This is a genomic window from Rhizobium sp. AN73 (genome assembly GCF_030757975.1).
Lineage (GTDB): Bacteria > Pseudomonadota > Alphaproteobacteria > Rhizobiales > Rhizobiaceae > Agrobacterium > Agrobacterium arsenijevicii.
Map to the genome: position 1 here is coordinate 782,328 of NZ_JARWME010000002.1, position 25,059 is coordinate 807,386.

General features: G+C 58.9%; 25 protein-coding genes, 3 tRNA genes and 1 pseudogene. 19 read left to right on the top strand and 10 right to left on the bottom strand.

Annotation, left to right across the window (positions count from 1 at the left end; translation table 11 throughout):
• Positions 1–3: 3 nt before the first annotated feature.
• Positions 4–1,302, bottom strand: a complete 1,299-nt coding sequence (locus RBH10_RS13810; protein WP_281036827.1) for an efflux RND transporter periplasmic adaptor subunit — start codon at positions 1,300–1,302, stop codon at positions 4–6.
• Between the two features lie 236 nt (positions 1,303–1,538).
• Between RBH10_RS13810 and RBH10_RS13815 the strand changes: the two genes are divergently transcribed.
• Positions 1,539–1,694: a hypothetical protein gene (locus tag RBH10_RS13815; RefSeq protein ID WP_281036826.1), complete on the top strand. Its 156-nt coding sequence runs from the start codon at positions 1,539–1,541 to the stop codon at positions 1,692–1,694.
• 176 nt (positions 1,695–1,870) lie between these two features.
• Positions 1,871–2,089: a hypothetical protein gene (locus tag RBH10_RS13820; RefSeq protein WP_306180654.1), complete on the top strand. Its 219-nt coding sequence runs from the start codon at positions 1,871–1,873 to the stop codon at positions 2,087–2,089.
• 55 nt (positions 2,090–2,144) lie between these two features.
• Here the strand turns inward: RBH10_RS13820 and RBH10_RS13825 are convergent.
• Positions 2,145–2,221, bottom strand: a tRNA-Arg gene (locus RBH10_RS13825).
• A gap of 48 nt (positions 2,222–2,269) precedes the next feature.
• Positions 2,270–2,575: an ETC complex I subunit gene (locus tag RBH10_RS13830; RefSeq protein ID WP_045017240.1), complete on the bottom strand. Its 306-nt coding sequence runs from the start codon at positions 2,573–2,575 to the stop codon at positions 2,270–2,272.
• Between the two features lie 266 nt (positions 2,576–2,841).
• On the opposite strand from RBH10_RS13830, the gene RBH10_RS13835 reads away from it, so the two are divergent.
• Positions 2,842–2,918: transfer RNA gene (locus RBH10_RS13835), tRNA-Pro, on the top strand.
• A 54-nt stretch (positions 2,919–2,972) separates the two neighbouring features.
• Here the strand turns inward: RBH10_RS13835 and RBH10_RS13840 are convergent.
• Both RBH10_RS13840 and RBH10_RS13845 read right to left on the bottom strand, forming a co-directional pair.
• Positions 2,973–4,116 (bottom strand): annotated as a pseudogene (locus tag RBH10_RS13840) (ceramide glucosyltransferase).
• A gap of 198 nt (positions 4,117–4,314) precedes the next feature.
• Positions 4,315–4,941, bottom strand: coding sequence for a TetR/AcrR family transcriptional regulator (locus tag RBH10_RS13845; protein WP_281036824.1), 627 nt, complete (start codon positions 4,939–4,941; stop codon positions 4,315–4,317).
• Positions 4,942–5,037: 96 nt separating this feature from the next.
• On the opposite strand from RBH10_RS13845, the gene RBH10_RS13850 reads away from it, so the two are divergent.
• Positions 5,038–5,766 carry an NIPSNAP family protein gene (locus tag RBH10_RS13850; RefSeq protein WP_281036823.1) on the top strand — a complete coding sequence of 243 codons (729 nt, stop codon included), beginning with the start codon at positions 5,038–5,040 and terminating at the stop codon, positions 5,764–5,766.
• A 183-nt stretch (positions 5,767–5,949) separates the two neighbouring features.
• On the opposite strand, the gene RBH10_RS13855 is transcribed toward RBH10_RS13850, so the two are convergent.
• On the bottom strand, positions 5,950–6,219 hold the full coding sequence (locus tag RBH10_RS13855) for a DUF982 domain-containing protein (RefSeq protein WP_045017246.1): 270 nt from the start codon (positions 6,217–6,219) through the stop codon (positions 5,950–5,952).
• A gap of 212 nt (positions 6,220–6,431) precedes the next feature.
• On the opposite strand from RBH10_RS13855, the gene RBH10_RS13860 reads away from it, so the two are divergent.
• Positions 6,432–6,680 (top strand): BON domain-containing protein, encoded by a 249-nt coding sequence (locus RBH10_RS13860; RefSeq protein ID WP_003507987.1) that lies wholly within the window; start codon positions 6,432–6,434, stop codon positions 6,678–6,680.
• 60 nt (positions 6,681–6,740) lie between these two features.
• Here RBH10_RS13860 and RBH10_RS13865 read toward each other — a convergent pair whose 3' ends face one another.
• Positions 6,741–7,226: a DUF192 domain-containing protein gene (locus RBH10_RS13865; RefSeq protein WP_281036822.1), complete on the bottom strand. Its 486-nt coding sequence runs from the start codon at positions 7,224–7,226 to the stop codon at positions 6,741–6,743.
• Positions 7,226–7,804 carry a cold-shock protein gene (locus tag RBH10_RS13870; protein WP_045017249.1) on the bottom strand — a complete coding sequence of 193 codons (579 nt, stop codon included), beginning with the start codon at positions 7,802–7,804 and terminating at the stop codon, positions 7,226–7,228. Before RBH10_RS13870 ends, RBH10_RS13865 begins: the two co-directional genes overlap by 1 nt.
• A 190-nt stretch (positions 7,805–7,994) precedes the next feature.
• On the opposite strand from RBH10_RS13870, the gene RBH10_RS13875 reads away from it, so the two are divergent.
• From RBH10_RS13875 to RBH10_RS13885, 3 genes are all read left to right on the top strand, one after another.
• The gene (locus RBH10_RS13875; protein ID WP_045017251.1) at positions 7,995–8,435 is read left to right on the top strand and encodes a VOC family protein; all 441 of its coding nucleotides are present in this window, start codon (positions 7,995–7,997) and stop codon (positions 8,433–8,435) included.
• Positions 8,436–8,593: 158 nt separating this feature from the next.
• A complete protein-coding gene (locus tag RBH10_RS13880) occupies positions 8,594–9,838 on the top strand; it encodes a YcbK family protein (RefSeq protein ID WP_281036821.1) in 1,245 nt (414 codons plus the stop codon).
• A 142-nt stretch (positions 9,839–9,980) separates the two neighbouring features.
• The gene (locus RBH10_RS13885; RefSeq protein ID WP_281036820.1) at positions 9,981–10,724 is read left to right on the top strand and encodes a glycosyltransferase family 25 protein; all 744 of its coding nucleotides are present in this window, start codon (positions 9,981–9,983) and stop codon (positions 10,722–10,724) included.
• 196 nt (positions 10,725–10,920) lie between these two features.
• Here RBH10_RS13885 and RBH10_RS13890 read toward each other — a convergent pair.
• Positions 10,921–10,996: transfer RNA gene (locus tag RBH10_RS13890), tRNA-Lys, on the bottom strand.
• 284 nt (positions 10,997–11,280) lie between these two features.
• Between RBH10_RS13890 and RBH10_RS13895 the strand changes: the two genes are divergently transcribed.
• Positions 11,281–12,027 (top strand): cytochrome c biogenesis CcdA family protein, encoded by a 747-nt coding sequence (locus RBH10_RS13895; protein WP_306180656.1) that lies wholly within the window; start codon positions 11,281–11,283, stop codon positions 12,025–12,027.
• A 34-nt stretch (positions 12,028–12,061) separates the two neighbouring features.
• Entirely contained in the window at positions 12,062–13,000 is a 939-nt protein-coding gene (locus tag RBH10_RS13900) for an AEC family transporter (RefSeq protein ID WP_281036819.1), read from the top strand.
• Here the strand turns inward: RBH10_RS13900 and RBH10_RS13905 are convergent.
• Positions 12,984–14,192: a UbiH/UbiF family hydroxylase gene (locus tag RBH10_RS13905; protein ID WP_281036818.1), complete on the bottom strand. Its 1,209-nt coding sequence runs from the start codon at positions 14,190–14,192 to the stop codon at positions 12,984–12,986. The genes RBH10_RS13900 and RBH10_RS13905 overlap by 17 nt on opposite strands.
• A 210-nt stretch (positions 14,193–14,402) precedes the next feature.
• On the opposite strand from RBH10_RS13905, the gene pcsA reads away from it, so the two are divergent.
• The 9 genes from pcsA (at position 14,403) to RBH10_RS13950 (ending at position 25,055) form a co-directional block, all read left to right on the top strand.
• Positions 14,403–15,128, top strand: a complete 726-nt coding sequence (gene pcsA / locus RBH10_RS13910; protein ID WP_281036817.1) for a phosphatidylcholine synthase — start codon at positions 14,403–14,405, stop codon at positions 15,126–15,128.
• A gap of 212 nt (positions 15,129–15,340) precedes the next feature.
• Positions 15,341–16,897: an ABC transporter ATP-binding protein gene (locus RBH10_RS13915; protein WP_281037379.1), complete on the top strand. Its 1,557-nt coding sequence runs from the start codon at positions 15,341–15,343 to the stop codon at positions 16,895–16,897.
• Entirely contained in the window at positions 16,887–17,978 is a 1,092-nt protein-coding gene (locus tag RBH10_RS13920; protein WP_281036816.1) for an ABC transporter permease, read from the top strand. The genes RBH10_RS13915 and RBH10_RS13920 overlap by 11 nt, the downstream gene beginning before the upstream one ends.
• Entirely contained in the window at positions 17,978–18,898 is a 921-nt protein-coding gene (locus tag RBH10_RS13925; RefSeq protein ID WP_281036815.1) for an ABC transporter permease, read from the top strand. Before RBH10_RS13920 ends, RBH10_RS13925 begins: the two co-directional genes overlap by 1 nt.
• A gap of 36 nt (positions 18,899–18,934) precedes the next feature.
• A complete protein-coding gene (locus tag RBH10_RS13930) occupies positions 18,935–20,008 on the top strand; it encodes a BMP family ABC transporter substrate-binding protein (RefSeq protein WP_281036814.1) in 1,074 nt (357 codons plus the stop codon).
• 233 nt (positions 20,009–20,241) lie between these two features.
• Positions 20,242–20,979, top strand: a complete 738-nt coding sequence (locus RBH10_RS13935; RefSeq protein ID WP_045017265.1) for a FadR/GntR family transcriptional regulator — start codon at positions 20,242–20,244, stop codon at positions 20,977–20,979.
• 183 nt (positions 20,980–21,162) lie between these two features.
• On the top strand, positions 21,163–22,524 hold the full coding sequence (gene glmU, locus RBH10_RS13940) for a bifunctional UDP-N-acetylglucosamine diphosphorylase/glucosamine-1-phosphate N-acetyltransferase GlmU (RefSeq protein WP_281036813.1): 1,362 nt from the start codon (positions 21,163–21,165) through the stop codon (positions 22,522–22,524).
• A 204-nt stretch (positions 22,525–22,728) separates the two neighbouring features.
• Positions 22,729–24,555 (top strand): glutamine--fructose-6-phosphate transaminase (isomerizing), encoded by a 1,827-nt coding sequence (gene glmS, locus RBH10_RS13945; RefSeq protein ID WP_306180657.1) that lies wholly within the window; start codon positions 22,729–22,731, stop codon positions 24,553–24,555.
• A complete protein-coding gene (locus RBH10_RS13950; RefSeq protein ID WP_281036811.1) occupies positions 24,552–25,055 on the top strand; it encodes a GNAT family N-acetyltransferase in 504 nt (167 codons plus the stop codon). Before glmS ends, RBH10_RS13950 begins: the two co-directional genes overlap by 4 nt.
• Positions 25,056–25,059 lie beyond the last annotated feature (4 nt).

The following is a 25,059-nucleotide window of genomic DNA, read 5'->3' on the forward strand; positions in this document are numbered from 1 at the left end:
CCGTCAGCCGGCGTTACGGGCCGTTGCGTCGGTAATCACCAGATCGTCGGCTTTCAACTCGCCCGATTTTACCACGGTATGCTGGCCATCGGTGGAGCCGGTTTCGATCGGAACCGATACCGGTGCATTGTTGCGCAGCACCCAGACCGTTCTTTTACCCGTTGCCGCCTGGCTGGCATCGCGGTTCTGCGACCGACCCATGCGGGGAGGGCGGAACAGGCTCATCAACCCACCGCCACGGGAGGCGGATTCGCGCGGCGGCGTATAACGAAGCGCCGAATTCGGCACCAGCAGCGTGTCCTTGATTTCCTCGACAATGATATTGGCCGTCGCCGTCATGCCGGGGCGAAGCAGCAATTCCTCATTGTCGACAGTCAATATGCCCTTGTAGGTCACTACGTTCGACACCGTCTCGGAAGCGAAACGCACGGTTTCGATCTCCGCCGGGAAGCTGCGGTCGGGATAGGCATCGACGTTGAAGGTGGCCTTCTGCCCGGTCTCGACCTTGCCGACATCGGCCTCATCCACTGACACCTGCAATTCCATATGGCGCAGATCGCCGGCGATGGTGAAAAGAACCGGGGCGTTGAGCGAGGAGGCGACGGTGGCGCCGGGATCGACGCTGCGGGTGAGGATGACACCATCGATGGGCGAGACGATCTTCGCTTTGCCGAGATTGACCTCGGCGAGCCGCAAATCCGCTTCGGCGGAAAGCACGGTCGCCTCGTTGACCTGCAGCGTGGCGGCGGCGGCATCATGGCTGAACTGCGCGGCATCCAGATCCTGCTGGCTGGACACCCGGTTCTGCACGAGGGACCGCAGACGCTCCATCGAGGTCTTTGCCGAGCCGAGATCGGCGCGCGCCTTCAGCACGTTGGCTTTGGCGGAGGCAAGCTTGGCGCGGGCGCTCTGCACGTCGGCCTCCAGCTTGTTGGTGTCCAGTTCCGCCAGGATATCACCTGATTTGACCGGCGTGTTGTAGGTAACGTTGACCTTGCGCACGGTGCCGGACAATTCGCTCGATATATCGACCTGATCCGTCGGCTGCACCGAGCCGGTGGAGGTGACTATGACGGAAAGATCACCCTGCCGCGCCGCTTCCGTGGTGTAGGTGTAGGCGACGCCTGCGGCACGCGACTGGTAATAATAGCCAAGGCCGCCACCGATCAGCACGAGGGCTGCTGCGGCATAGAGATAACGGCGCGACTTCTTCTTCCTGCCTGACCTGTTTGCGCCCAGAATGTCGCGCAGATCGGGCTGGCTGTTTTCCGTGTCGCGACCATTGGTGTTGGCGTCATTCATTTTCATCACCCGCAAAATTCAAAATACTACAGAGGATTGTTTCCACCCCTGTTTTCCGGTCCGTCTATCGCTGTTTGTATTCCTCTGATTGTGGGAAGTGACATAGCTTGCCCAAAGGGGGAAGTGAAAACTTGGTAATATTTATGATAGCTCTGATCTGGTAGATATAAATCTGGAAAGGCCGATGCCATTGAGGTGGCGCCGGTTTCAGCAGCGACATGCAGGACGATGATAGAATGAACGACAATGTGGTGAAGTTCCGCAAACCGGCACCGCCGAAAAAACCGCGCCAGCCGCTCGGGCCGAAATCGAAAAAAGCCCTGACAATCGCCGCCATCATCGCATTTTTCGTGGCCGCCTGGGGGTATTTCACGTTTTTCGGGCAGGGGTAGGGCGAAGGAGTTTGCCGAAGCGGGCGGCGTTAGCGCTCTTGAATTGTCATTATTCCAATGACGGCAGTTGGCGCAGAGATGCTCGTGTCATCATTTGCCATCGTTACTATAAAAGCCACTTGCCAACAGGTTCATACCCAATACCGTTATCAACATCGCTAAGGGAGGTGGGTTATATGAGCGACTTTCGCAACAGTCTGTTTTTTCCGGTCACACTCTTGATTTGCGGCGTGGTCGCGTTTTTTCTCTTCCTTTACGTGACTGGCCACGATCCGGATGAGCGACCCCTGACTTTGGCCGAGTGGGTTATAGGCGGGATGCTGATTGGACCGGGCTTTGGTTATCTCCTGAGATGGAGAAAGATAAAGAATAGCCGAGGTGCAAGCCCAGACTGATACCGTGTCTGCGATAGGACCCAAACCAGTCATTCACGGATAATGTGAGAAGAAGTGGCGACCCCTGCAGGACTCGAACCTGCGACCTACTGCTTAGAAGGCAGTTGCTCTATCCAGTTGAGCTAAGGGGCCGTCTACCGGGTATGATACTCCGGCGGAAAATCGTTCAGTGCGTCGTCTTCAATGCGTCCAGGGCTGGGTGCGGCTGAAACGGAAATTGTCCGTGTAGGAAACAACCTTGCGGGTGGCTTCTTTCGGCTGGATGACGCGGTATTCGATGCCCTTGCGCTGTGCATAGGCTTCGGCCTGTTCCTGCGTCTCGAATGTCAGCTTGACCTGCTGCTTCATGTCGGTTGTTGAGGTGTATCCCATGATCGGATCGATCTTGCGCGGGACCTCGGCGTCGAATTCCAGAACCCAGACATTGGTTTTCGCCGTGCCGGATTGCATGGCGGTCTTTGCAGGGCGGTAAATCTTCGCAGACATGTCGAAACTGCTCCGGTTGGGCGGCGGGGCGTCTCGCCCCAGATTACTATTCACGTACCTGAATAGAATAACCAAATCGTGTCAGGAACGCTGAATTTGAAATGGACTGACTTCATGTGAGAGTCAAGACGATTATCCCTTGCTGCCTATTCGCGGTCCTGCCGTTTTGCATGAGTTTTCCACGATAGAGACAATGGGCTGAACAAAGATGAATTTCCCTGTTGCGGACTTCGGGTGAACCGTGTATTCCCCAGCCATCGCCTCGGCGGAGTGTAGCGCAGTCTGGTAGCGCATCTGGTTTGGGACCAGAGGGTCGGGAGTTCGAATCTCTCCACTCCGACCATTTAAAGCGAAACATTCGCTTGTTGGCGTAACCCCCTCAAAGAAAAGCTTTCGTTCAATCCGCCGATGGGCCGGCCAATGTGCTTTCGGCTGTGCCGATCGTCATGACATTGCCGCGCCAGGCGACTGCGCTGCCGATCCAGCTGCGTGCCCAGACGAATGGCATGATGACATCCCGCGCGATCATGGCAGGCAGTGTGTAGATGGACACAGGCCACCGGTTGAAGGCGGCAAGCGCCAGTTCCGGACCATACATGATGGCGAGAACGGCAATAGCGGTGACGGCAAGATTCGCATCCGCGACAACGGCGGCAGCGAGTGCGAAGAGAAGCGGGGGCAGCGCGCCTGTCAGGATTTCCGGGGCGAAATATTGCGGGAAGGTCACGCGCCGCAGCCGTGCCCAGCGGGTCTGCCGCGACCAGATCTCACCGGCATGGCGCTGGCCGAGCGGCTGTTCGAACGGGGCCGAGACCAGATGCACCTTGCGGCCGGCGTTTCTGACCAGTTTCGTGGAGGCGGCGTCTTCGGCGATTTCGGCGGCCAGAGCGCGAATGCCGCCACGTTCTTCCAGAAACGGCTTGTTCCACAACATCGACTTGCCCTGCGCGAAGCCCATGCCGATCGCTTCGGCCGCATATTGCCAGCGGCCTTGCGAGCCGTTGAGGAAGGCGCATTCCACATGCGCCCAGAAGCCCGTGGGCCGGGAGCCGAGCGGCGGCGAGCAGACCAGTCCGCTATCGCGTCGCCAGGCCGACATCATCGTTGCGATATAGGACTGCGGCATCAGCACGTTCAGAATCGGCAAGAATGACCCATTCGTGCCGGGCAGCGCGCCAGCCCTTGACGCAATTGTTCAGTTTCGGATTGGCGCTGATGCGGTCATCGCCGATGAGCAATTGTGCCGAAACCGCCGGGAAAGCGGCGCTTGCCTTGCGTACTTCTTCGATGACCGGATCGAATTCGTCGGCGACGCAGAACAGCAATTCGTAATCCGGCCAGTTGAGCTGAAACGCCCGTGACAGTGTGAGTGGCGTGAAGTTTTCGACGCCGCGTAGCGGTACCACCAGCGAGACCGGCGGTTTTTGCCGCACAAGCGCGCTTTCCGTGTCGTGCCGCGTCAGGCGCCAGCCGGCCAGAACGACGCCGAGAAGATTGAAGGCGAGGAGGAGAATTGCGCAAAGGGCAAAAACAGTTTCCATGCTGGCCAGTTCCACTCCCAAGCTCTCAGCGGTTTTTCCGCCAACCGATTCCATGGAATTCGTCACTGCGGATTATAACGTTTGAGTGACAGTTACATGTCATCGCCCGCAGTAGGGCAGGGTGTGGCCTTGGGTGTCCAGGCGAGCAATGGCGGAGAAGCGGGGTCAAACCATCTCTGATGAGCTGAAAACGGCGCGTTAACCGGCAGGAGGCGCCGCATGATATTTCAGTGCCAGAAGTGCTGCCAGTTCCGTCCGGGAATCGACCAGCGGACGAACATTCTGATGTGCTTTTGCCATCGCCATGGCACCGGAATAGGTGGCGATTACCAGCGTCGCCAGACGGTTCGGGTCGATGTCGCTTGCGCGTCCTGACGCTAGGTCAGCCTGAAGTTTTGCAGACAAGGCATCGTGCCATGTAGTGAAAATTTCACCGAGAGCAACACGCATTTCCGGATCATGGGGGGAGACTTCCATAGCCATGTTGTTGAGCGGACAGCCGGAAACCGCGCCCTTGTCGGCCAATTCGCCGATTATACCCTCGAAAATCATAGCGATGGCGGCAGGCGCATCGACACATGTATCCAGCGGCTCAATCCACGTCTGCTGAACGGCGTGGCTCACCCGATCGCGGATAACCGCCAGCCCGAGTTCGCGTTTTGCCGGAAAATGATGCGCCATGGCACCGCCGGACACGGAAGCCTTTTCGCGGATCTCCATCATCCCGGTTGCGATGTAACCCTGTCTGACGAAGGCATCATAGGCGGTGTCGACGATGCGGCGGCGCACGCCCTGAGGGTCATTTGTTCTTCTGTTTTCGATCATGCACCTCCAAAGGAATTTTGCGCACAATAGCATCTTGACAAAACAGGTCAATCATCCTCTTTTTAAAACAGGACGATTGACCTGTCAGGAGAAAAAATGGAACCCCACACGATATTTGAACTCCGCCGCTATCGGCTCCTCCCCGGAGGCCGGGAGCCATTGATCAGCCTGTTCGACAGGGAATTTGTTGAGCCGCAGGAAGCGTTGGGCATGGGTGTCGTGGCCGAGTTTCGTGATCTTGACGATCCCGATGCTTTCGTCTGGGTGCGCTCTTTCCGGGACATGGAAGCACGGACGGAAGCGCTTCAATCCTTCTATACGGGACCCATCTGGAAACAATTCGGGTCGGAAGCAAACGCAACCATGCTCAACTCGGACAATGTGCTGCTGCTGAAATCGGCCGGTGCCGTGCAGCCCTTCGCGGGCAATGTGTCGAGGGAAGAGGAGACGCAGCGGCCACAGGCGGGAGGCATCGTCATCGCGAATACCTGTTCGCTGGCGCCCGGGAAAGACGGCGATTTCGCGCGTTACTTTTTCGATCGCGCACTCCCGGTCATTCAGGAAGCGGGCGCACGGGTTGATGCCGCGTTTGTTACCGAGCAAAGCGCGAACGGTTTTCGCCGGCTGCCGGTTCGCGAAGGAGAGACCGTTTTTGTCTGGTTCGAATGCCACCAGGACGAGGCGGGTGTGACGCGCTATCAGGAACGGTTACGTCAAAACACCGATTGGACGAACGAAATCTATCCGCATATGGACGGCCTGTGCTGGCGTAAAATCGAGACGGTATATTTGACGCCAACGTCCCGATCCCTCTGCGCCTGGTGATTTGATCAGGACGAAGCAGCGCTTCAACCGAACGGGCGATCCATGTCACTGGATCGCCCTTTTTTTGACCTTTGGCGGCATGGTGATGAACGCTGATCGACGGCCTGTCGATCATCCGGATATCACCAACGTAAGCTACTGATATTGTGTCGAGAATACGTACTCAACGATCGGCATTACGCCCTAGTGGATGTTCAGAATATGCGCGTGGCTGCTTGCGACGAGAAACGATTCCCGCGCTTTTTCGATGTCGCACTTTCCGGCGATGGCATCGAGGCAGTTCCTGCGCGCGTCTTCATATTCGGGGCCGTGTTCCTCTGGCCAGCGGTACATCAGCATGTCCAGCGCGACCAGAGGGCTGTAGATCTCCACGGCTGCGGACAGCGGCAGGTGGATCGCCACCGGCTTCATCCACAAGGCGTGGTGACACGGCTCCGTTCTGTTAATCAGCATGTCATTTCCTCCCTGTTTCACGCGCCTTGACGGCAAACTTCATTCCCATGCGCGAAATGCTCACCTCACGAAATGGTTCCCGATCACCTAAAATGTGATCGGTCAGGGGGTTTCAATTTGCCAAGATGAATGGAAGATGAACGGAATGATGAACCGGAGATGAACAAAACCGCGATTCGGGCGTTGTAATATCCGTAAGAAGGAGAACGCACATGTTCAATTTGTCAGGCATTCAGGAAAGCTTCTTTGGAGACCGCATGGCGGGTGTATGCGAGGCGATCACCTCGGCGCTGGCCTTCGAGTCGGGTCTTGAGAAGTCGCGGATTTCCGCAAGCGTCGAAAATGACGTGATCTATCTTGAGGGAACGGCCGATTCGGTCGAGGCGATCGACATCGCCATCAATCTTGCCGCATCCATTTCCAATTGCCGGATTTTGAGCCATATCGAGCCGGTCTACTGACATCGTGTCAGCCGGGCGAAACATCGTCCGGCTTGTTTCAGACGCAGTAACGCGGCAACGTCATTTCCGGTTGCCGATTTGCGCACTGCGGACCATGTCGCCCGGTTTGATGCCGTAGCGTTTGGCAGTGCCGCCATTCAATTCCAGCACGAATTTTACCGCCCCGCGGGAGCTGATGATCGCTTCCGAATGGGGAACCGCGTTTTCGTGGATATGGGTGATGCGCCCGTCCTGGGCGATGAACAGCATGTCGAGCGGAATGAGAGTGTTCCTCATCCACATGGCCACGTCGCGCTCCTTGCCGAAGTCGAACAACATACCGCTTTCAAGCGGCATGGACTTGCGGAACATCAGGCCCTGTTCGCGCTGGTCGTTGTCGAGCGCCAGTTCCGCTGCGAATTCGTGGACTTCTCCGGAGGCGGTTTCTATCGTCAGCGGCTCGGACTGGAATGTCTGCAACTGCTGAGCCTGCGCAACGCCTGCAAGCGTGAAAAAAAGAAGCGCCAGAACGGCGCTCTTGATCATGTTGCGAAACAGGACGGTCATTAGTGGGACATCCCGATCGGAGCCGGGTTGTCGGGGTGGATTTCCGCCGCCATCAAACCCTTGTCGCCATCGCCGAAACGCACCAGCACCACCTGGCCGGGGCGCAGTTCCGTGAGGCCGAAACGACGCAGCGTTTCCATATGCACGAAAATATCCTCGGTGCCTTCGCCGCGCGTCAAGAAGCCGAAACCCTTGGTGCGGTTGAACCACTTGACGATGGCACGCTCAAGGCCGCTTGAGGGCGTTACCTGTACATGGGTGCGCACCGGCGGCAGCTGCGACGGGTGAATGGCGGTGGACTGATCCATCGACAGGATACGGAAAGCCTGAAAGCCGCGATCACGCCGCTGGATGAGGGCGACGATACGTGTACCCTCGAGAATGGTCTGATATCCGTCGCGGCGCAGGCAGGAGACATGCAGCAGCACGTCCTGCATGCCATTGTCAGGCACGATAAAGCCGAAACCCTTGGCAACGTCGAACCATTTTACGGCACCAGTGATTTCGATCAGGTCCACGGCATCGGCCGAAAGGTCCTCGACATCGACTATTGTTTTCGATGACATCCTATCAGCCATATCCTGCCAACCCCTCGATTACGCGCCATACACCGGACAACTGATTCCTGTGTACCAGATTAACATCTTGGTAACGGTTTCACGCAAGCCCTAGTTTTTGATTTGCTCAGCTGCTTTTATGTCGCCGTCCTTGTCCGGGGCTTGCGATCATGCGTTTATGCCCCCGGAATGCGTATTGGAGAGGAAGAAAATGCGGTATCTGCACACGATGGTTCGCGTCAAAGACCTTGGCGAATCAATGAAATTCTATTGCGACCTGCTGGGTCTTGAGGAAATACGCCGGATCGAAAACGAAAAAGGCCGTTTCACTCTGGTTTTTCTTGCCGCGCGCGACGATATTGCTGCGGCTCGCGAAAAAAAGGCGCCGTGCCTCGAACTCACCTACAATTGGGACACCGAGGATTACACCGGCGGACGCAATTTCGGGCACCTGGCCTATGAGGTCGACAATATTTACGACTACTGCGCCCACCTTCAGCAAAACGGCATCGTGATCAACCGGCCGCCGCGTGACGGAAACATGGCCTTCGTCCGCTCGCCGGACGGCATTTCCTTCGAAATCCTGCAAAAGGGCGAAAGCCTCGCACCAGCCGAACCGTGGATATCTATGCCGAATACCGGTTCCTGGTAGGGTTTTTACCGGCCAGCGGCGACGGTTTCGGGCACTCTTGCCTTGTCCGGATAGGTTGAGGCATAGTCCGCGAATCGAAACGGCATGTCCTGTTTTGGAGAAAGCAGACGATTCCGTTCCCGTCCTGCTGTTGTAAATGCAAGATACGGAGGCCACCCATGAAAGCTGTCGATAGCGCGAAAGGACGCGTTTCCTGTCAGCGTCTTGTTGTCGCGGTTTCGCTGCTCGGGCTTGCCGGATGCGTTTCGGCGGTGACGGATGACGACATGGCCGCCAATGCCAAGAAGCCGACGATCTCCGCCGAGCAGAAGGTGCAGGCGGCATCGGCGGTCAATAATCCGGCCGCCAAACAGCAGCAGGGACATTATGTGGACCCCGCCGTGGCCTCGGCAACCGGCGGGGCCGTGCCGGCCCAGCCGCACACACCCGGTGGCCCGGCGCAGGCTTATGGCGCCGCCGCCGATATTGGCGGGCTGTCGACGCAACCGACGGCGATTTCCGCCGGAACATCCAGCATCTATTCCACCAGGCCTGCCGTTGCGGCGGGTACTGCCGCCACAGCCGGCGCGCCATCGCAGGGGATCGTCCCCGCCGTCAGCAGTGTTTATTCGGCACCAGCACAGGCGGCCCAGCCGCAGCCGGTATCCGCACCAGTACCGGTCGTGGTGCCGGTGCCGGCGGAACAGCACAGCGAAAACCGGCAAGTGGTGCCCGTGCCGCAGCACGCATCGGAACAGGCGGCTGCCGTTGCCGCACAGCCTTCCGGAGATGCTAAACGCGCAGGCTCGGGGCAGGAAAGTGAAGGCACGGGCGTGACGCTTGCGGCTTTTTTCGCCGGTGCCGCCAAGAAGCGCCTTCCGAAAATGATCGAAAACGGTACAGCGGAGAATACGCAGGTCGCGGCGCTCCCCGGCGGGCCGGACAGGACGATGGGTATTGCGCTTTCCGGCCGCTCGGTGATGTCTGACGAATTCGACGATGCGCATCTCGACGACGAGGATGACCAGCCGACTGGCCTGATGAAGCTCGCCTCGCTCTCCGGCCTGACCCGTGTCTCCCCGAACGGGCTTTTCCTGCAGACGGATCATGTCGAAGTCGGCTGTTTCAAGCCGGAACTGGTGAAGATGATCAAGGACGTCGAACGCCACTATAACAGCCCGGCCATCGTCACTTCGGGTTATCGCCCGCCGAAGGGCATTAGGCAGGGTTCGAAGCACTATACCTGCGATGCCGCCGACATCCAGATCAAGGGCGTCTCCAAATGGGAGCTTGCGTCCTATCTGCGGTCGCTTCCTGAGCGTGGCGGTGTCGGCACCTATTGCCACACCGAATCGGTTCACATGGATACCGGTGAAGCCAGAGACTGGAATTGGCGCTGCCGCCGCACCGCCCCACGCAAATAATCGCCCGCCCGGGTTTTACGGGCGATCAAAGCCTGTGCGTTGTGCGCCTGAAATTCTGCGGTCTTGAATAGCGATATGCAGACAGGCGCGCGCCATGCTGTAGGAGACGGTTTCCCGCTCCCATGCGCATGGTGTCTTCTGAATGCTGTCGATCTCCGCTTTTCCCGTCTACATCATCTCCATCGCCAGGGCGCGTGCGCGTCTTGAAAAGATGCTGAACGGAGCCTCCGGTCTCGGGCTGGATCTGCGTCCGGTGGAAGGTGTCGACGGCAAGGACATTCCCGCTGCCGAATGGACTGACTTCAACAGGCGCGGCTTCGAGCTGCGCAACGGCCGTCATGCCTTGCCCGGAGAATATGGCTGTTACGCCAGCCACATAAAGGCACTGGAGATTTTCCTCGCCACCGATGCGCCCGTTGCGGTGATCGTGGAAGACGATGTTGCCTTCACGCCTGACTTCTCCGATCGGGTCAAAGCGCTGGTCGCAGTCATGCCGGAAAATTCCATCGTGAAGCTGACCAATCACCGCCACAGCGGTTTCAGAGGCAGGAAGACCAGCGCTCTCGGAGACACGCTCGGGCGCTGCGTGTATGGTCCGCAAGGATCGTCGGCCTGCTATGTCATTTCACGCGGCGGGGCGGAACGGTTTCTGAAAACGGCAAGAGCGATGACGCTGCCTTTTGACCGGGCGCTGGAATGCGGCTGGGGTTACGGCACGCATGTCTACGTGACCGACAAGGACTTCCTGCCATTCGGCGATCCGGACACGCTGGTCGGTACCCGCGCCGAATATCGCGGCAGCAAGTTCGCCCGCTTCCAGCGGGTCCCGGCCTATCTCTCCAGTTTCTATGACAATATTGCGCGGTATGTGTACGCTTATCTTTAGTGGCGATCATTGCGGTGCGGGCCGTCTGATCGTGGTTCGCTGCGGGTATTGATACCCTCAATTCCAAACGCGATCTTGCGATGGGTGCGGGAATTTTGCGCCGTGAAGTCGCGAACGGAGCTTTCTCGACTCGGTGCAGGATCCCGTCATCAAAGATGGGGATCATTCGTAAGTCATTGAAAAACAAGATTAAAGGTGGTGAGAGCGCAGGGATTCGAACCCTGGACCTACTGATTAAAAGTCAGTTGCTCTACCGGCTGAGCTACGCTCTCCCGTGTCGGGGCTTGGTTGCCCTTCGGAAGTGCGCGGAACATAGGTAGAGCGATCCGTTCGGTCAACCCAAAAAAAGCGGTTTCTACAATCAATCCGGTTTTTTTTGTCGCACCCCCGAAAAGGTGATTGGAGAGAGGGGCTGACTGGGGATAAAAGCGGCTTCAGACATGTCGGTCAAACGGGTGAAACCGTGTTGCAGCAATGACATGCGCCAAAACAAGAGCGTGAAGTGCCAGCGAATCTCACGAATCGCGAGTGCTTTGCCGGATTCTGGAGTTCTTTCTTGCTGATTGCCGATATTTCCCTGTTCAGCGCGCTTCTGGCCGGTGCCCTGTCGTTTTTGTCGCCTTGCGTCCTGCCGTTGGTGCCGCCCTATCTCTGTTACATGGCGGGCGTTTCGGTCGAGCAGTTCAGGACGGAGGAGACCGCGCCGCGGCCGGAGATCTGCAAGGCCGTGCTGTTTTCGGCTTTCTTCTTTACGCTCGGTTTCGCCACGGTCTTCGTGGCGCTCGGCGCTGGCGCTTCGACGATCGGTACGCTTTTGCGTCAGAATCTCGATATTCTCGCCAAGATCGGCGGTTTCATCATTATCCTGATGGGCCTGAATTTTCTTGGCGTCTTCCGCATCGGGCTGTTTTCGCGCGAGGCGCGGTTTCAGGGTGCCGGTAAACCGGCCACGCTTTCCGGCGCCTATGTCATGGGTCTGGCCTTTGCCTTTGGCTGGACGCCCTGCATCGGCCCGGTTCTCGGCGCCATCCTCGGTATTGCTGCCTCGCGCGATACGGTTGGCGATGGCGCCATGCTGCTTGCGGTCTATTCGCTCGGCCTTGCCGTGCCGTTCTGGATCGCGGCTGCGTTTTCCGGTTCCTTCATGCGGTTCCTCGTCCGTTTCCGCCGCCATCTCGGTCTGGTGGAAAAGCTCATGGGCGTGCTTTTGGTGCTCACCGGTCTTGCCTTCATGTCCGGTTTCATCACCAATGTGGCGATCTGGTTCCAGGAGACCTTTCCGATCCTGATGAAAATCGGCTAAGCCAGCCGCGGACATTATAGGCAGGGGAAAGATCGTGGCCGATATCGTCGGATTGCTGTTGCCGTTTTTCGGCCTGATCTTCATCGGCTATGGCGCGGCGCGCATCACCAGACAGCCGGTCGAGGCGATGGGCTGGCTGAACACCTTCATCATCTATGCCGCCCTGCCGGCGCTTTTTTTCAAGCTCGTTTCGAAAACCCCGGTCGAAGAACTGGCGCGCATGGATTTCGTTGCTGCCAGTCTTGCCTGCACCTATGGCATTTTCTTGGCTGTATTCCTGATCGGCCGGTTCGTGCGGAAGAATAACCTTGCCGAAACGACGATCCAGAGTTTCGCGGCGAGCTACGGCAATATCGGCTATATGGGGCCGGGGATCGCGCTTCTGGCACTCGGTGAAAAGGCGGCGGTGCCTGTCGCGCTGATCGTCTGTCTCGAAAACGCCGCCCATTTCATCGTCGCGCCGGCAATGATGGGGGTTGCGGGCGGTGACAAGCGCTCGCCGGCACGGCTTGCGCTGGATGTGGCGCGCAAGGTCATCACCCATCCCTTCATCGTGTCTGTCATAGCCGGTTTTCTCGCCGCCTCGCTGTCATGGCAGCCGCCGGAGGCGGTGCAGCGGCTGGTGGATTATCTGGCGCAATCAGCAGCACCCTGCGCGCTGTTTGCCATGGGCGTGACACTGGCGCTGCGACCCATGAAACGGGTGCCGGTCGAAATCAGCTATATCATTCCGGCGAAACTGATCCTGCATCCGCTCGCGGCCTATTTCTTGCTGTCGTCGCTCGGGCGGTTCGAGCCGGTGTGGATCTATTCCGCCGTGCTGCTTGCAGCCTTGCCGACCGCGACGAATGTGTTCGTCATCGGCCAGCAATATCACGTCTGGCAGGAGAGAGCGTCGGCGACGATCCTGATATCGACGGTGCTTTCGGTCTTCACGCTGACGGGCGTGGTTTATTTCATCCAGCCTTTTTGAAGCTGCCGAACAGAAGCGAGGGCAGGGCCTTCAGCCCGCGTCCCGGCTCGATGCCTTCGCGCATGACCATGCTTCTGAGCGTGCCGATGCCGGAGAGCACATGCAGGCCCGCCGCGCGCGCCATCTGCACCGGCAGGAGATCGGAAAGCAGCGACCGGTTCAGGAGATCGACGCTGAGGGTGCGGGTGTAGACATCCGCCCGCCGCTTGCGGTCGAAGCTGCTGCCGGCGTCCGCCGCAATCGGGCGGTCGGAGACGGCGCCGAGCAGTTCGGTCAGCGCGATGATGTCACGCAGGCTGAGGTTCAGCCCCTGCGCGCCGATGGGCGGGAAACCATGCGCGGCCTCGCCGATCAGGGCCACGCGGCCCTTGCCGAAGCGGTGCGCCGTCATGGAAGACAGCGGCCATGCCTGTACGCTGTCCTCGACGGTAACAGCGCCGAGCATGGATTGCATGCGCTCCTCGATCCTGAGGCCAAGCGCCTCAAGCGGCAATGCCGTTAGTTCCTCCGCTTGCGCCGGTGTGACGACCCAGACGAGGCTGGAGCGGTCACCGGGCAGAGGAACCTGGGTGAAAGGCCCCGTGGGTGTGTGGAATTCCGTCGAGACATTGCCGTGCGGCCGGCTATGGCTGAAGTTCAATACGATGGCCGTCTGCGGATAGGACCAGGATTTGACGCCGATGCCGGCCGCGTCCCGGACCATTGACTTCCTGCCATCCGCGCCGATCAGGAAATCGGCGGAGAGCGTTTCGCCGTCACCAAGCGTTACCGAAACACGGTCGTTGCCGATGTCGATCGTCTCGGCTGTGGTGTCGAGGCGGGTAATATTGTGCTCCTGCTCGACCGCTTGGCTGAGAACGCCAAGCAGCGCCTCGTTGGGGATGTTCCAGCCGAAGGCGTCGAGCCCGATTTCGGAGGAGCGGAACTGCACGGTCGGCGCGCGCAACAGCCGGTCGGTGCCGTCGATGATCTGCATGGTGGAAAGGCGCGCGGCGGAAGGGGCGATACGCGACCACAGGCCAAGACGGTCCATGAAGCGGATCGACTGGTCCATCAGCGCCGTGGTGCGCCGGTCCTTCTTTTCGCTGGAAGGCGCGACAAGCGCCACATGGCGGCCCGCCCTTGCCAACGCGATTGCCGCAATCTGGCCCGCAAGTCCCGCACCTGTTATGGCGATATCGAAGTGTCTCATGGTCCTGATCCGTTGTTATTTCCGGCACAGCATAGAGGCTTTGCGCGGGTAAATCCACTTCGCGCCCGGAACATCCCGGCGTAAACATTCGTTGGTTGTAGCGCTATATTAGTCTTAGGATAAGCCAGATCAGCCGGTTGCAAAGCGTGGTGAATGGCCGCATACCGGAATGAACAAGGGCGGATGATAAGCGGGGCGCAGACGCTGACCATGAAAATTTTCAACTATAAGCGTGTTCCCTACGCGGAAATCCGCGCCTTTTCCGTTCATATTTTGACTGCGTCCGGGTCGTTTCTGGCGTTTCTTGGCGTCGTTGCTGCCTCCGAACACCGCTTTGTCGACATGTTCTGGTGGCTGGGGCTTGCGCTGCTGGTGGATGGCATTGACGGACCCATCGCCCGCAAGGTTCGGGTGAAGGAAGTTCTGCCCAACTGGTCTGGCGATACGCTCGACAATATCATCGACTATGTCACCTATGTGCTCTTGCCTGCCTTTGCGCTTTACCAGAGCGGCATGATCGGCGAACCGCTGTCCTTCGTGGCAGCCGGCATGATCGTGGTGTCGAGCGCCATCTATTATGCCGACATGGGCATGAAGACGGATGAATATTTCTTTTCGGGCTTTCCTGTGGTCTGGAACATGGTGGTGTTCACCCTGTTCGTCATGGATGCCAGTGCCACCACGGCCATGGCCGTCGTTACCGTCTCGGTGTTCTTGACGTTCCTGCCGATCAATTTTCTGCATCCGGTGCGGGTGAAACGATTGCGGCCGCTCAATCTGGCGATCGTGTTCGTCTGGTGCGCGCTTGGCGGTTATGCGCTGCTGACGCATTTCGAAACCCCGACCTGGGCCGTGATCGGTTTTGTGGCGAGCGGGCTTTATCTCTATTGCATCGGCGGAATATTGCAGTTTTTCCCCTCGCTCGGCGCGAAATAAGAAAAGCGTAAAGCCGTTTATTGCTTGTGCAAATTGCATTTAGGCGGCTTCTTTTTCAGTTGTGCGTAGCAGCAAAACAGTTATCAATAAATCATGATCGCGCAGCATTGCATACGTATTGCCATGTGATTGGGAACAATGATCACGGTTGTTGAAATGCTTCGAAGAAAGCATGGGTGGCCGGTGTAGAGAGGGAATTCGTGACTGGAACTATGGCGCCGGAGGCCGTGCCTCTCCTGTCCGTTCGCAAGCTGACCAAGCTGTTCGGCAACTTCGCCGCATGCAACGGCATCGACCTTGATATAGCGCCGGGCGAAATCCATGCGCTTCTGGGTGAAAACGGCGCGGGCAAGTCCACGCTCGTCAAGATGCTGTTCGGCGTCCTTTCGCCAACCGAGGGTGATATTGTCTGGCAGGGCCAGCCGGTTTCCGTAGGCTCGCCAAGCGAGGCCCGGAAGCTAGGCATTGGCATGGTATTCCAGCATTTTTCCCTGTTCGAGGCGCTGACGGTCGCTGAAAACATTGCCTTGTCCCTTGATCCGAAAATTTCGCTGAAGGAAATCGCCAAAGAGGCCGAAACGCTTTCGCGCGCCTATGGCCTGCCGCTCGACCCTTATGCGCATGTGGCCGATCTTTCGGTCGGCGAGCGCCAGCGGATCGAGATCGTCCGCGCCCTGCTGCAGAACCCGCGCCTCATTATTCTCGACGAGCCGACCTCGGTGCTGACGCCGCAGGAGGCCGACAAGCTGTTCGAGACGTTGGCGAAGCTGAAGGCCGAAGGCCGTTCCGTACTTTATATCAGCCACCGGCTGGAGGAGGTGCAGCGCATCTGCGACCGCGCCACCGTTCTGCGTCATGGCAAGGTGACGGGTGCCTGCGACCCGCGCAGGGAAACGCCCGCATCTCTGGCGCGCATGATGGTCGGAAGCGATGTCGCAAGCGTTTCGCGGCCGACGGGCGAGGCGCTCGGCCAGCCGCAGATCGAGGTCATGGGGCTTTCCGTTGCGCCACGTACGCCCTTTGCCGTGGCGCTGAAAGCGGTTTCCATGAATGTGCGTGCCGGTGAAGTGCTGGCGATTGCAGGTGTGGCCGGAAACGGGCAGGGCGAGCTGTTCGACGCGCTCTCAGGCGAATTTCCGGTTTATAATAACGACGCGATCCATCTGCGCGGCAAACCGGTTGGCCGCCTCGGCATCAATGGCCGCAGGTTGATGGGCGCCGGTTTCGTGCCGGAGGAGCGCCACGGCCACGCCGCCGTTCCCGGTATGAGCCTTTCCGAAAATCTGCTGCTGGCGCGGGCGCGCTCCGACCGCAAGGCGTTTCTAACCGGCGGTTTCCTGCGCGTCGTGCGCGGTTCTGCCATCAAGGCGGCGGCGCGGCGCATTTCGGAAATCATGGATGTGCGTAAAAGCGGGGCCGATCCGTTGGCAGGGTCGCTGTCCGGCGGCAATCTGCAAAAATTCATCGTCGGGCGCGAACTGGACCGTCAGCCCGCCGTGCTTGTTGTCAACCAGCCGACCTGGGGCGTGGATGCGGGAGCGGCGAGCCGTATCCGGCAGGCGCTCGTCGATCTGGCAAAGGCGGGTTCGGCCGTTATCGTCATCAGTCAGGATCTCGATGAAATCTTCGAGGTCGCCACCAATATCGCGGTCATTTCCGACGGCAAGCTTTCCGAGGCCTATCCGGTGGAAGACATGACACTTGAAAAGATCGGCCTGCTGATGGGCGGCGTCCACACACATTCGGGAGCCTCCCAGCATGCGCATTGAGCTTGAAAAACGGGCAGGGGTCTCGAAGCTTTTCACCCTTCTTTCGCCGCTTCTGGCACTTGTGCTGACGCTGCTCGTCGGTGCTGTCATGTTCGCCATGCTCGGCAAAAATCCGCTCGATGCGCTTTATGCCTTTTTCATCGATCCGCTGCTGGAAGTATGGTCGCTGCACGAACTGGCAATCAAGGCTGCACCGCTGATCCTGATCGGCGTCGGACTGTCGATCTGTTATCGCTCCAACAACTGGAACATCGGCGCGGAAGGGCAATTCACCATCGGCGCCATCACCGGTTCCATCCTGCCGGTGCTTTATCCGGATTGGCATTCGCCGATGCTGCTGCCGCTGATGCTGGTGATGGGCGCCATCGGCGGCGCGCTTTACGCGGGTATTCCGGCGCTGTTGAAAACGAAGTTCAACACCAACGAAATCCTCGTCAGCCTGATGCTTGTTTATGTCGCGCAACTGTTTCTCGACTGGCTGACACGCGGCATCTGGCGGGATCCGGGTGGTTATAACTTCCCTCAGACGAAGCCTTTCAACGAGAGCGCAGTGCTGCCGGAAATGCTGGCATCTGGCCGGGCGCATTGGGGGTTCGTGTTTGCCATCGTGGCGGCCATCGCGCTGTGGTTCATGATGCGTTACATGCTGAAGGGCTTCGAAGTCACCGTGCTCGGGCAGTCGGCGCGGGCAGGGCGGTTCGCCGGTTTCTCGTCGAGCCGCATGGTCTGGTTTTCGATGCTGCTGTCGGGCGCGCTGGCGGGGCTTGCGGGCATCTCGGAGGCCTCCGGCTCCATCGGCCATCTGCAGCCCAGCATTTCACCGGGTTACGGCTTCACCGCCATCATCGTCGCCTTTCTCGGCCGTCTCAATCCGCTCGGCATCATCCTCTCCGGGCTGGTGCTGGCGCTGACCTATCTCGGCGGCGAGGCGGCGCAGCTTTCCATCGGTGTGTCGGACAAGGTGACGCGTGTGTTTCAGGGGCTGATGCTGTTCTTCGTGCTGTCCTGCGATACGCTGATCTTCTATCGCATCAGGGTCGTCTTCACCGGCAAGGCGCATAACAGCCAGGGAGCGGCATGATGGATATGCTTCAGGCCATTCTTCTCACCGTCATTACCGCTGCGACACCGCTCGTCCTTGCCGCCTCCGGCGAGCTGGTGACGGAGCGCTCCGGCGTCCTCAATCTCGGTGTCGAGGGCATGATGATCATGGGTGCGGTCTGCGCTTTTGCGACCGCCCATATGACGGGGTCTCCCTATCTCGGCATTCTGGCAGGTATCGCCTCCGGCGCGGTTTTTTCGCTGCTGTTCGGCTTCCTGACGCTGACGCTCGTCACCAACCAGGTGGCGACGGGCTTGGCACTCACCATTCTGGGTCTTGGCGTTTCCGGCATGCTGGGCGAAAGCTTCGTCGGCCTGCCGGGCGTCAAGCTGCAGCCCATCGTCTTTCCGGTGCTGTCGGAGATACCCTTCATCGGCCCCTTGCTGTTCCGGCAGGATCTGATCTTCTACATGTCCATCGCGCTGGTTTTCGGCACTGGCTGGTTTCTGTTCAAAAGCCGCGCGGGCCTGAAAATCCGCGCCATCGGTGACAGTCACGCTTCCGCCCATGCGCTTGGCATCAACGTCATCCGTACGCGTTATCTGGCTGTGATGTTTGGTGGTGCCTGCGCCGGTCTTGCCGGTGCGCAGCTGTCGCTCGTCTATACGCCGCAATGGGTGGAGAACATGTCGGCCGGGCGCGGCTGGATTGCGCTGGCGCTCGTCGTTTTCGCCTCCTGGCGTCCATGGCGGGTATTGGCGGGCGGTTATCTGTTCGGTGCCGTCTCCATCGGGCAATTGCATGCGCAGGCATTCGGCATCGGGGTGCCGTCGCAACTGCTTTCGGCGTTGCCCTATCTCGCAACTATTGTCGTGCTGGTCATCATCTCGCATAATCGCCGCACGACCTTGATCAATACACCGGCATCCCTAGGCAAATCCTTCGTACCGGATCGTTGAAGACATACCGACTCTCCAAACCAAACAGGGGTAAAAATGAAAAAACTGGTCATCGCACTTGCCGCTTCCATCGCGGCGCTTGGAGGCGTTGTTTCCTCCGCTGAAGCCGCCGACGCAAAGAAGGTCTGCTTCATCTATGTCGGCAGCCGCACCGATGGCGGCTGGACGCAGGCGCATGAAATCGGCCGCGAAGAGCTGCAGAAGCATTTCGGCGACAAGATTGAGACGCCGTTCCTCGAAAGCGTTCCGGAAGGCCCGGATGCCGAACGCGCCATCGAGCGTATGGCCCGCTCGGGCTGCGAGCTGGTTTACACCACCTCCTTCGGTTTCATGGATGCCACCGTGAAGGTTGCCCAGAAGTTCCCCAAGGTGAAGTTCGAGCACGCCACCGGCTTCAAGACCGCTGAAAACGTCGCGACCTACAATTCGCGTTTCTATGAAGGCCGTTACATTCAGGGCCAGATTGCCGCGAAGATGTCGAAGAAGGGTGTCGCCGGTTACATCGCCTCCTTCCCGATCCCTGAAGTGGTGATGGGCATCGATGCCTTCGTTCTCGGCGCGCAGTCCGTCAATCCTGAATTCAAGGTCAAGGTCGTCTGGGCCAACACCTGGTTCGACCCCGGCAAGGAAGCCGATGCCGCCAAGGCGCTGATCGACCAGGGCGTCGATATCCTGACGCAGCACACCGACACGACAGCGCCGATGCAGGTTGCAGCAGAACGCGGCATCAAGGCCTTCGGTCAGGCTTCCGACATGATCAAGGCCGGTCCGGAGACCCAGCTGACAGCCATCAAGGACACCTGGGGCGCTTATTACATCAAGCGCACGCAGGCTTTGCTTGACGGCACATGGAAGTCCGAATCCATCTGGGACGGCCTGAAAGACGGCATCCTGACCATGGCGCCCTACACCAACATGCCTGATGACGTGAAGAAGATGGCCGAGGAAACCGAAGCCAAGATCAAGTCGGGCGAACTGCACCCCTTCACCGGTCCGGTGAAGAAGCAGGACGGTTCGGAATGGCTGAAGGCGGGTGAAAAGGCCGAAGACAAGGTTCTACTCGGCCTCAACTTCTACGTTGCCGGCGTGGACGACAAGCTGCCGCAATAATGTGATGTGCAGGTACTAACTGCTAACGGGACCGCGCATGCAAATTCATGCGCGGTCTTTGTTATTTTGATGTGTTTTATTATTCGAACGAAGTTTGGCTTTGCTTTTCACGCGCGTTGATGTTTTTCACTGTATTCAGCGTTGAAAATCGGGCCTCTTTCTTGGATTGCACAAGTCAGGCGTGATTTTTACATCGCCAGCCGAACAGAAGGACATGGGATTTGCAGCGTGGAATGCTCGATGCGGCGATCGGTTTTCGAAAGTTGCGGACAAATCATGCACAGGTCGTTCACAAGCTCGGCCTCGATATTGTGTCCGGCTTCTTCAAGACGGGTGACATCCTGCCGGGTGACGCCGAGCTGATGGAGCGGCTGAAAGTTTCCCGAACGGTGCTTCGCGAGGCGATGAAGACACTCACCGCCAAGGGCATGATCTCCCCCAAGGCGCGCATCGGCACCCGCGTGACGGAGCGCGAAAGCTGGAACATGTTCGACAGCGAGGTGCTGCTGTGGCACTTCGAGGCTGGTGTCAGCGAGGAATTCCTGCTGCATCTCTACGATATCCGCCAGGCTTTCGAACCCTATGGCGCGGGCCTTGCCGCTATCAGGGCAAAGGACGCCGATATCGCAAGGCTCGTCGCTTACGCCAACGAGATGGGTAACACGGCCTATACCAAGGAAAAGCGGGCACTTGCGGACATGAATTTCCATGTCCTCATCACCGAAATGTCCGGCAATCCGTTCATGCGCACCGTCGGTTCGCTGATAAAGGCGGCGCTTGCGGGCATTTTCCGGATGAGTAATCCGGAAGCCGACCCCAACGAGATTTCCGACGTCTCGGCCTCTCACCTGAGGCTCGTGGAGGCGTTTCGCCTGCGTGACGAGGCCGCCGCCCGGCGCGAGATGGAAAGGCTGATTGAAAACGGTCGTCAGCAGATATTGGAATTCACGGCCCGCAATCCCAATCGCTGATCACGTTTGATGAAAACGGACGCCGAAATTTGGTGCAGATTTGCATGGTTTCTTAAGTGGGGCGCCGTTATAGCAATTCCGGAATGAAATCACCGATACGCCCATCCGCTCCGCCGGCTGGCGTAAAGTCAAACATATGCCTGCCGGTCGTCTTGCGGCCCGTGACAGGGTGTTGGAGGTCTTATGGAGCGTAGCTCTCTAGCCGTTATTCTCGCAGCGGGCGATAGCACGCGCATGAAGTCGTCGAAATCCAAGGTGCTGCATCCGGTCGCCGGGCGTCCGATGATCGCGCATGTGGTGCAGGCGGTGGCTGGAGCGGGTGTCGGCGCGGTGGCGCTGGTGGTCGGGCGCGATGCAGACAATGTCGCCGCTGCCGCAAGCCTGAAGGGCGTTGAGGTCGAAGCTTTCCTGCAGAAGGAACGCAAGGGCACCGGCCATGCGGTTCTTGCCGCACGCCCGGCGATCGAGCGTGGTTTCGATGACGTTATCGTCGCTTATGGCGATGTTCCGCTCATCACCTCCGCGACGCTCGACAGGGCGCGTGAAGCGATTGCCGCCGGTGCCGATGTCGCCGTCATTGGCTTCCACACTGAACGGCCCACAGGTTATGGGCGGCTGCTGGTCGAGAATGGCGAGCTGGTGGCAATCCGCGAGGAAAAGGATGCCACTGACGAGGAGCGCAAGGTAACCTGGTGCAATAGCGGGTTGATGGCCATCAACGGCCGCAATGCGCTGGACCTGCTCGACCGGATCGGCAACAGCAATGTGAAGGGCGAATATTATCTGACCGACATCGTCGAGATCGCCCGTTCTCTCGGCCACCGTGCCGTTGCCATCGATGCACCGGAAACGGAGCTGATCGGCTGCAACAACCGCGCCGAGCTGGCCTTTATCGAGAAGCTCTGGCAGGAGCGTCGCCGTCACGAATTGATGTTGGACGGCGTTTCGATGATTGCGCCCGAAACCGTGTTTCTCTCCTTCGACACGAAGATCGGTCAGGATGTGCTGATCGAGCCCAACGTTTTCATCGGTCCGGGCGTGACGATCGAGCCGGGCGCCGTCATCCATTCGTTTACGCATCTGGATGGGGCTTATATTGCGCAAGGTGCCGAGGTCGGTCCCTATGCGCGCCTGCGTCCGGGCGCCAATCTTCACGCCAATTCCAAGGTCGGCAATTTCTGCGAGGTCAAGAAGGCCGAGATCGGTGTGGGCGCCAAGGTCAACCATCTGACCTATATCGGCGATGCCTTCGTCGGTGCGGGCAGCAATATTGGTGCTGGCGCCATCACCTGCAATTACGATGGTTACAACAAGTTCGAAACGCGGATCGGGGCCAATAGCTTCATAGGCTCGAACTCGTCGCTGGTCGCTCCCGTCACCATTGGAGAGGGTGCCTATATCGCCTCCGGTAGCGTGATTACCGATGATGTGCCTGCCGATGCGCTGGCTTTCGGGCGCGCGCGCCAGGAGGTCAAGCCGGGCCGGGCTGTTGCCGTGCGCGAGCGGGCGAAAGCGCTGAAGGAAGCGAAGAAAAAATCCTCTTAGATGACGTTACCAAGCGATACCGAAAGTGACCGGCGGCATAATTGCCGATTTCAAGGAAACGGTTAAAGCATTTCCAGTAAAAGTGCGCAGCGGTTTTACGTCCGGAAATGCGTGAGAACAAAAAGGTGGAGTATTTTCGCATTTCAGGGAAAGGCGAAAATACTCTGGAAGTTTCGGCGAAGAGATCGCCGTCTGGAGAAATATATGTGCGGAATTGTCGGAATTGTCGGAACCCAGCCCGTTGCTGAACGGCTTGTCGATGCGCTGAAGCGCCTCGAATATCGCGGTTACGATTCGGCTGGTGTCGCCACCATCGACAATGGCGCGATGGACCGCCGCCGTGCGGAAGGAAAGCTCTTCAATCTGGAGAAGCTAATCTCGGAAAAGCCACTGCCGGGCGTCGTCGGCATTGCCCACACCCGCTGGGCAACCCATGGCGTGCCGAACGAAACCAATGCCCACCCGCATTTCGTCGAAGGCGTTGCCGTCGTCCATAACGGCATCATCGAAAACTTCTCCGAGCTGCGCGATGAACTGAGCGCCGAGGGTGCAACCTTCACCACGCAGACCGACACCGAAGTGGTGGCGCAGCTTCTGGCGAAGTACACCCGCGAAGGTCTCGGCCATCGCGAGGCGATGCTGAAGATGCTGAACCGCGTGACGGGCGCCTATGCGCTGGTGGTGATGTTCAAGGACGATCCCGGCACGCTGCTTTCGGCGCGCTCCGGTCCGCCGCTTGCCGTCGGTTACGGCAGGGGCGAAATGTTCTTAGGGTCCGATGCCATTGCGCTTTCGCCCTTCACCAACGAAATCACCTATCTGGTCGACGGCGATTGCGCCATCGTCACCCATCAGGGTGCGGAGATCATCGATTTCTCCGGAAAGCCGGTGAAACGCGAGCGTCAGATCTCGCAGGCGACCGCCTTCGTGGTCGACAAGGGCAACCACCGCCACTTCATGGAAAAGGAAATCTACGAGCAGCCGGAAGTCATTTCCCACGCGCTCAGCCATTACGTGGATTTTGCCTCCAAGACCGTGAAGCAGGCCGACACGGCAATCGACTTCGCCAAGCTTTCCGGCCTTGCCATTTCCGCCTGTGGTACGGCCTATCTGTCCGGCCTGATCGGCAAATACTGGTTCGAACGTTACGCGCGCCTGCCGGTGGAAATCGATGTCGCATCGGAATTCCGTTACCGTGAGATCCCGCTCGTTCCCACGCAGGCAGCACTGTTCATTTCGCAATCGGGCGAAACCGCCGATACGCTGGCGGCCCTGCGTTATTGCCAGCAGGAGGGACTGAAGATCGGCGCGGTGGTCAATACCCGTGAATCGACCATGGCGCGCGGATCGGATGCGATCTTTCCGATCCTCGCCGGCCCGGAAATCGGCGTGGCCTCCACCAAGGCCTTCACCTGCCAGCTTGCCGTGCTCGCTTCGCTCGCGGTTGCCGCAGGCAAGGCGCGCGGCACGTTGAAGCCGGGCGAGGAAAAGGAACTGGTGCAGCAACTGACCGAGATGCCGCGCATCATGAGCAAGGTTCTCAACAGCATCCAGCCGCAGATCGAGGCGTTGTCGCGCGATCTGTCGCGTTTCAAGGACGTGCTTTATCTCGGCCGCGGCACCAGCTTCCCGCTGGCGCTGGAAGGCGCGCTGAAGCTCAAGGAAATCTCCTATATCCACGCTGAAGGTTATGCCGCTGGCGAACTGAAGCATGGGCCGATCGCCCTGATCGATGAGAACATGCCGGTTATCGTCATTGCGCCGCATGACCGCTTCTTCGAAAAGACCGTTTCGAACATGCAGGAAGTGGCCGCGCGCGGCGGCCGCATCATCTTCATTACCGACGAGAAGGGGGCTGCCGCTTCCAAGCTCGACACCATGGCGACGATCACCCTGCCCAATGTCGACGAACTGATCGCGCCGATGGTCTTCTCGCTGCCGATCCAGCTGCTGGCTTACCACACCGCCGTGTTCATGGGCACGGATGTGGACCAGCCGCGTAATCTGGCAAAATCGGTGACGGTGGAATGATAATCCGGCCGGAGCGACAGGGCGATGAAGAGGCAATTGCTCGCGTTACGGAAGATGCCTTCCGTAACATCGATTACAGCAGTCAGACCGAACATCTGATTGTCGACCGGCTGCGCAAGGCCGGCGCGCTCACGCTTTCCCTGGTTGCCGAGGACAGCGAAGGCATCATCGGCCATGTCGGGTTTTCGCCGGTAACGATATCCAGCGGCGATGCGGGCTGGTTCTGCCTCGCGCCGTTATCCGTGGCGCCGGATCGGCAAAAGCAGGGTGTCGGTTCCGGGCTGGTGCGGGAAGGGCTTGCCGCGCTGGAGCGGCTTAATGCCTCTGGCGCAGTTGTCGCGGGTGATCCGGAATATTACGGCCGCTTCGGTTTTCGCCACGTTGAAGGCCTGAGCGGCGAAGGGATTCCTGACGAATATTTCACAGTTCTTCGCTTGCATGGTGGAACTCCATCCGGCATTGTCGGTTTTCATCCGGGTTTCGATAGCGACAACGCTTAATTCC

Bases quoted from the DNA above. Each gene is read 5' to 3' on its own strand.
- RBH10_RS13810 (WP_281036827.1), bottom strand. From the start codon at position 1,302: ATGAATGACGCCAACACCAATGGTCGCGACACGGAAAACAGCCAGCCC.
- RBH10_RS13815 (WP_281036826.1), top strand. From the start codon at position 1,539: ATGAACGACAATGTGGTGAAGTTCCGCAAACCGGCACCGCCGAAAAAA.
- RBH10_RS13820 (WP_306180654.1), top strand. From the start codon at position 1,871: ATGAGCGACTTTCGCAACAGTCTGTTTTTTCCGGTCACACTCTTGATT.
- RBH10_RS13830 (WP_045017240.1), bottom strand. From the start codon at position 2,575: ATGTCTGCGAAGATTTACCGCCCTGCAAAGACCGCCATGCAATCCGGC.
- RBH10_RS13845 (WP_281036824.1), bottom strand. From the start codon at position 4,941: ATGATCGAAAACAGAAGAACAAATGACCCTCAGGGCGTGCGCCGCCGC.
- RBH10_RS13850 (WP_281036823.1), top strand. From the start codon at position 5,038: ATGGAACCCCACACGATATTTGAACTCCGCCGCTATCGGCTCCTCCCC.
- RBH10_RS13855 (WP_045017246.1), bottom strand. From the start codon at position 6,219: ATGCTGATTAACAGAACGGAGCCGTGTCACCACGCCTTGTGGATGAAG.
- RBH10_RS13860 (WP_003507987.1), top strand. From the start codon at position 6,432: ATGTTCAATTTGTCAGGCATTCAGGAAAGCTTCTTTGGAGACCGCATG.
- RBH10_RS13865 (WP_281036822.1), bottom strand. From the start codon at position 7,226: ATGACCGTCCTGTTTCGCAACATGATCAAGAGCGCCGTTCTGGCGCTT.
- RBH10_RS13870 (WP_045017249.1), bottom strand. From the start codon at position 7,804: ATGGCTGATAGGATGTCATCGAAAACAATAGTCGATGTCGAGGACCTT.
- RBH10_RS13875 (WP_045017251.1), top strand. From the start codon at position 7,995: ATGCGGTATCTGCACACGATGGTTCGCGTCAAAGACCTTGGCGAATCA.
- RBH10_RS13880 (WP_281036821.1), top strand. From the start codon at position 8,594: ATGAAAGCTGTCGATAGCGCGAAAGGACGCGTTTCCTGTCAGCGTCTT.
- RBH10_RS13885 (WP_281036820.1), top strand. From the start codon at position 9,981: ATGCTGTCGATCTCCGCTTTTCCCGTCTACATCATCTCCATCGCCAGG.
- RBH10_RS13905 (WP_281036818.1), bottom strand. From the start codon at position 14,192: ATGAGACACTTCGATATCGCCATAACAGGTGCGGGACTTGCGGGCCAG.
- pcsA (WP_281036817.1), top strand. From the start codon at position 14,403: ATGAAAATTTTCAACTATAAGCGTGTTCCCTACGCGGAAATCCGCGCC.
- RBH10_RS13915 (WP_281037379.1), top strand. From the start codon at position 15,341: ATGGCGCCGGAGGCCGTGCCTCTCCTGTCCGTTCGCAAGCTGACCAAG.
- RBH10_RS13920 (WP_281036816.1), top strand. From the start codon at position 16,887: ATGCGCATTGAGCTTGAAAAACGGGCAGGGGTCTCGAAGCTTTTCACC.
- RBH10_RS13925 (WP_281036815.1), top strand. From the start codon at position 17,978: ATGGATATGCTTCAGGCCATTCTTCTCACCGTCATTACCGCTGCGACA.
- RBH10_RS13930 (WP_281036814.1), top strand. From the start codon at position 18,935: ATGAAAAAACTGGTCATCGCACTTGCCGCTTCCATCGCGGCGCTTGGA.
- RBH10_RS13935 (WP_045017265.1), top strand. From the start codon at position 20,242: ATGCTCGATGCGGCGATCGGTTTTCGAAAGTTGCGGACAAATCATGCA.
- glmU (WP_281036813.1), top strand. From the start codon at position 21,163: ATGGAGCGTAGCTCTCTAGCCGTTATTCTCGCAGCGGGCGATAGCACG.
- glmS (WP_306180657.1), top strand. From the start codon at position 22,729: ATGTGCGGAATTGTCGGAATTGTCGGAACCCAGCCCGTTGCTGAACGG.
- RBH10_RS13950 (WP_281036811.1), top strand. From the start codon at position 24,552: ATGATAATCCGGCCGGAGCGACAGGGCGATGAAGAGGCAATTGCTCGC.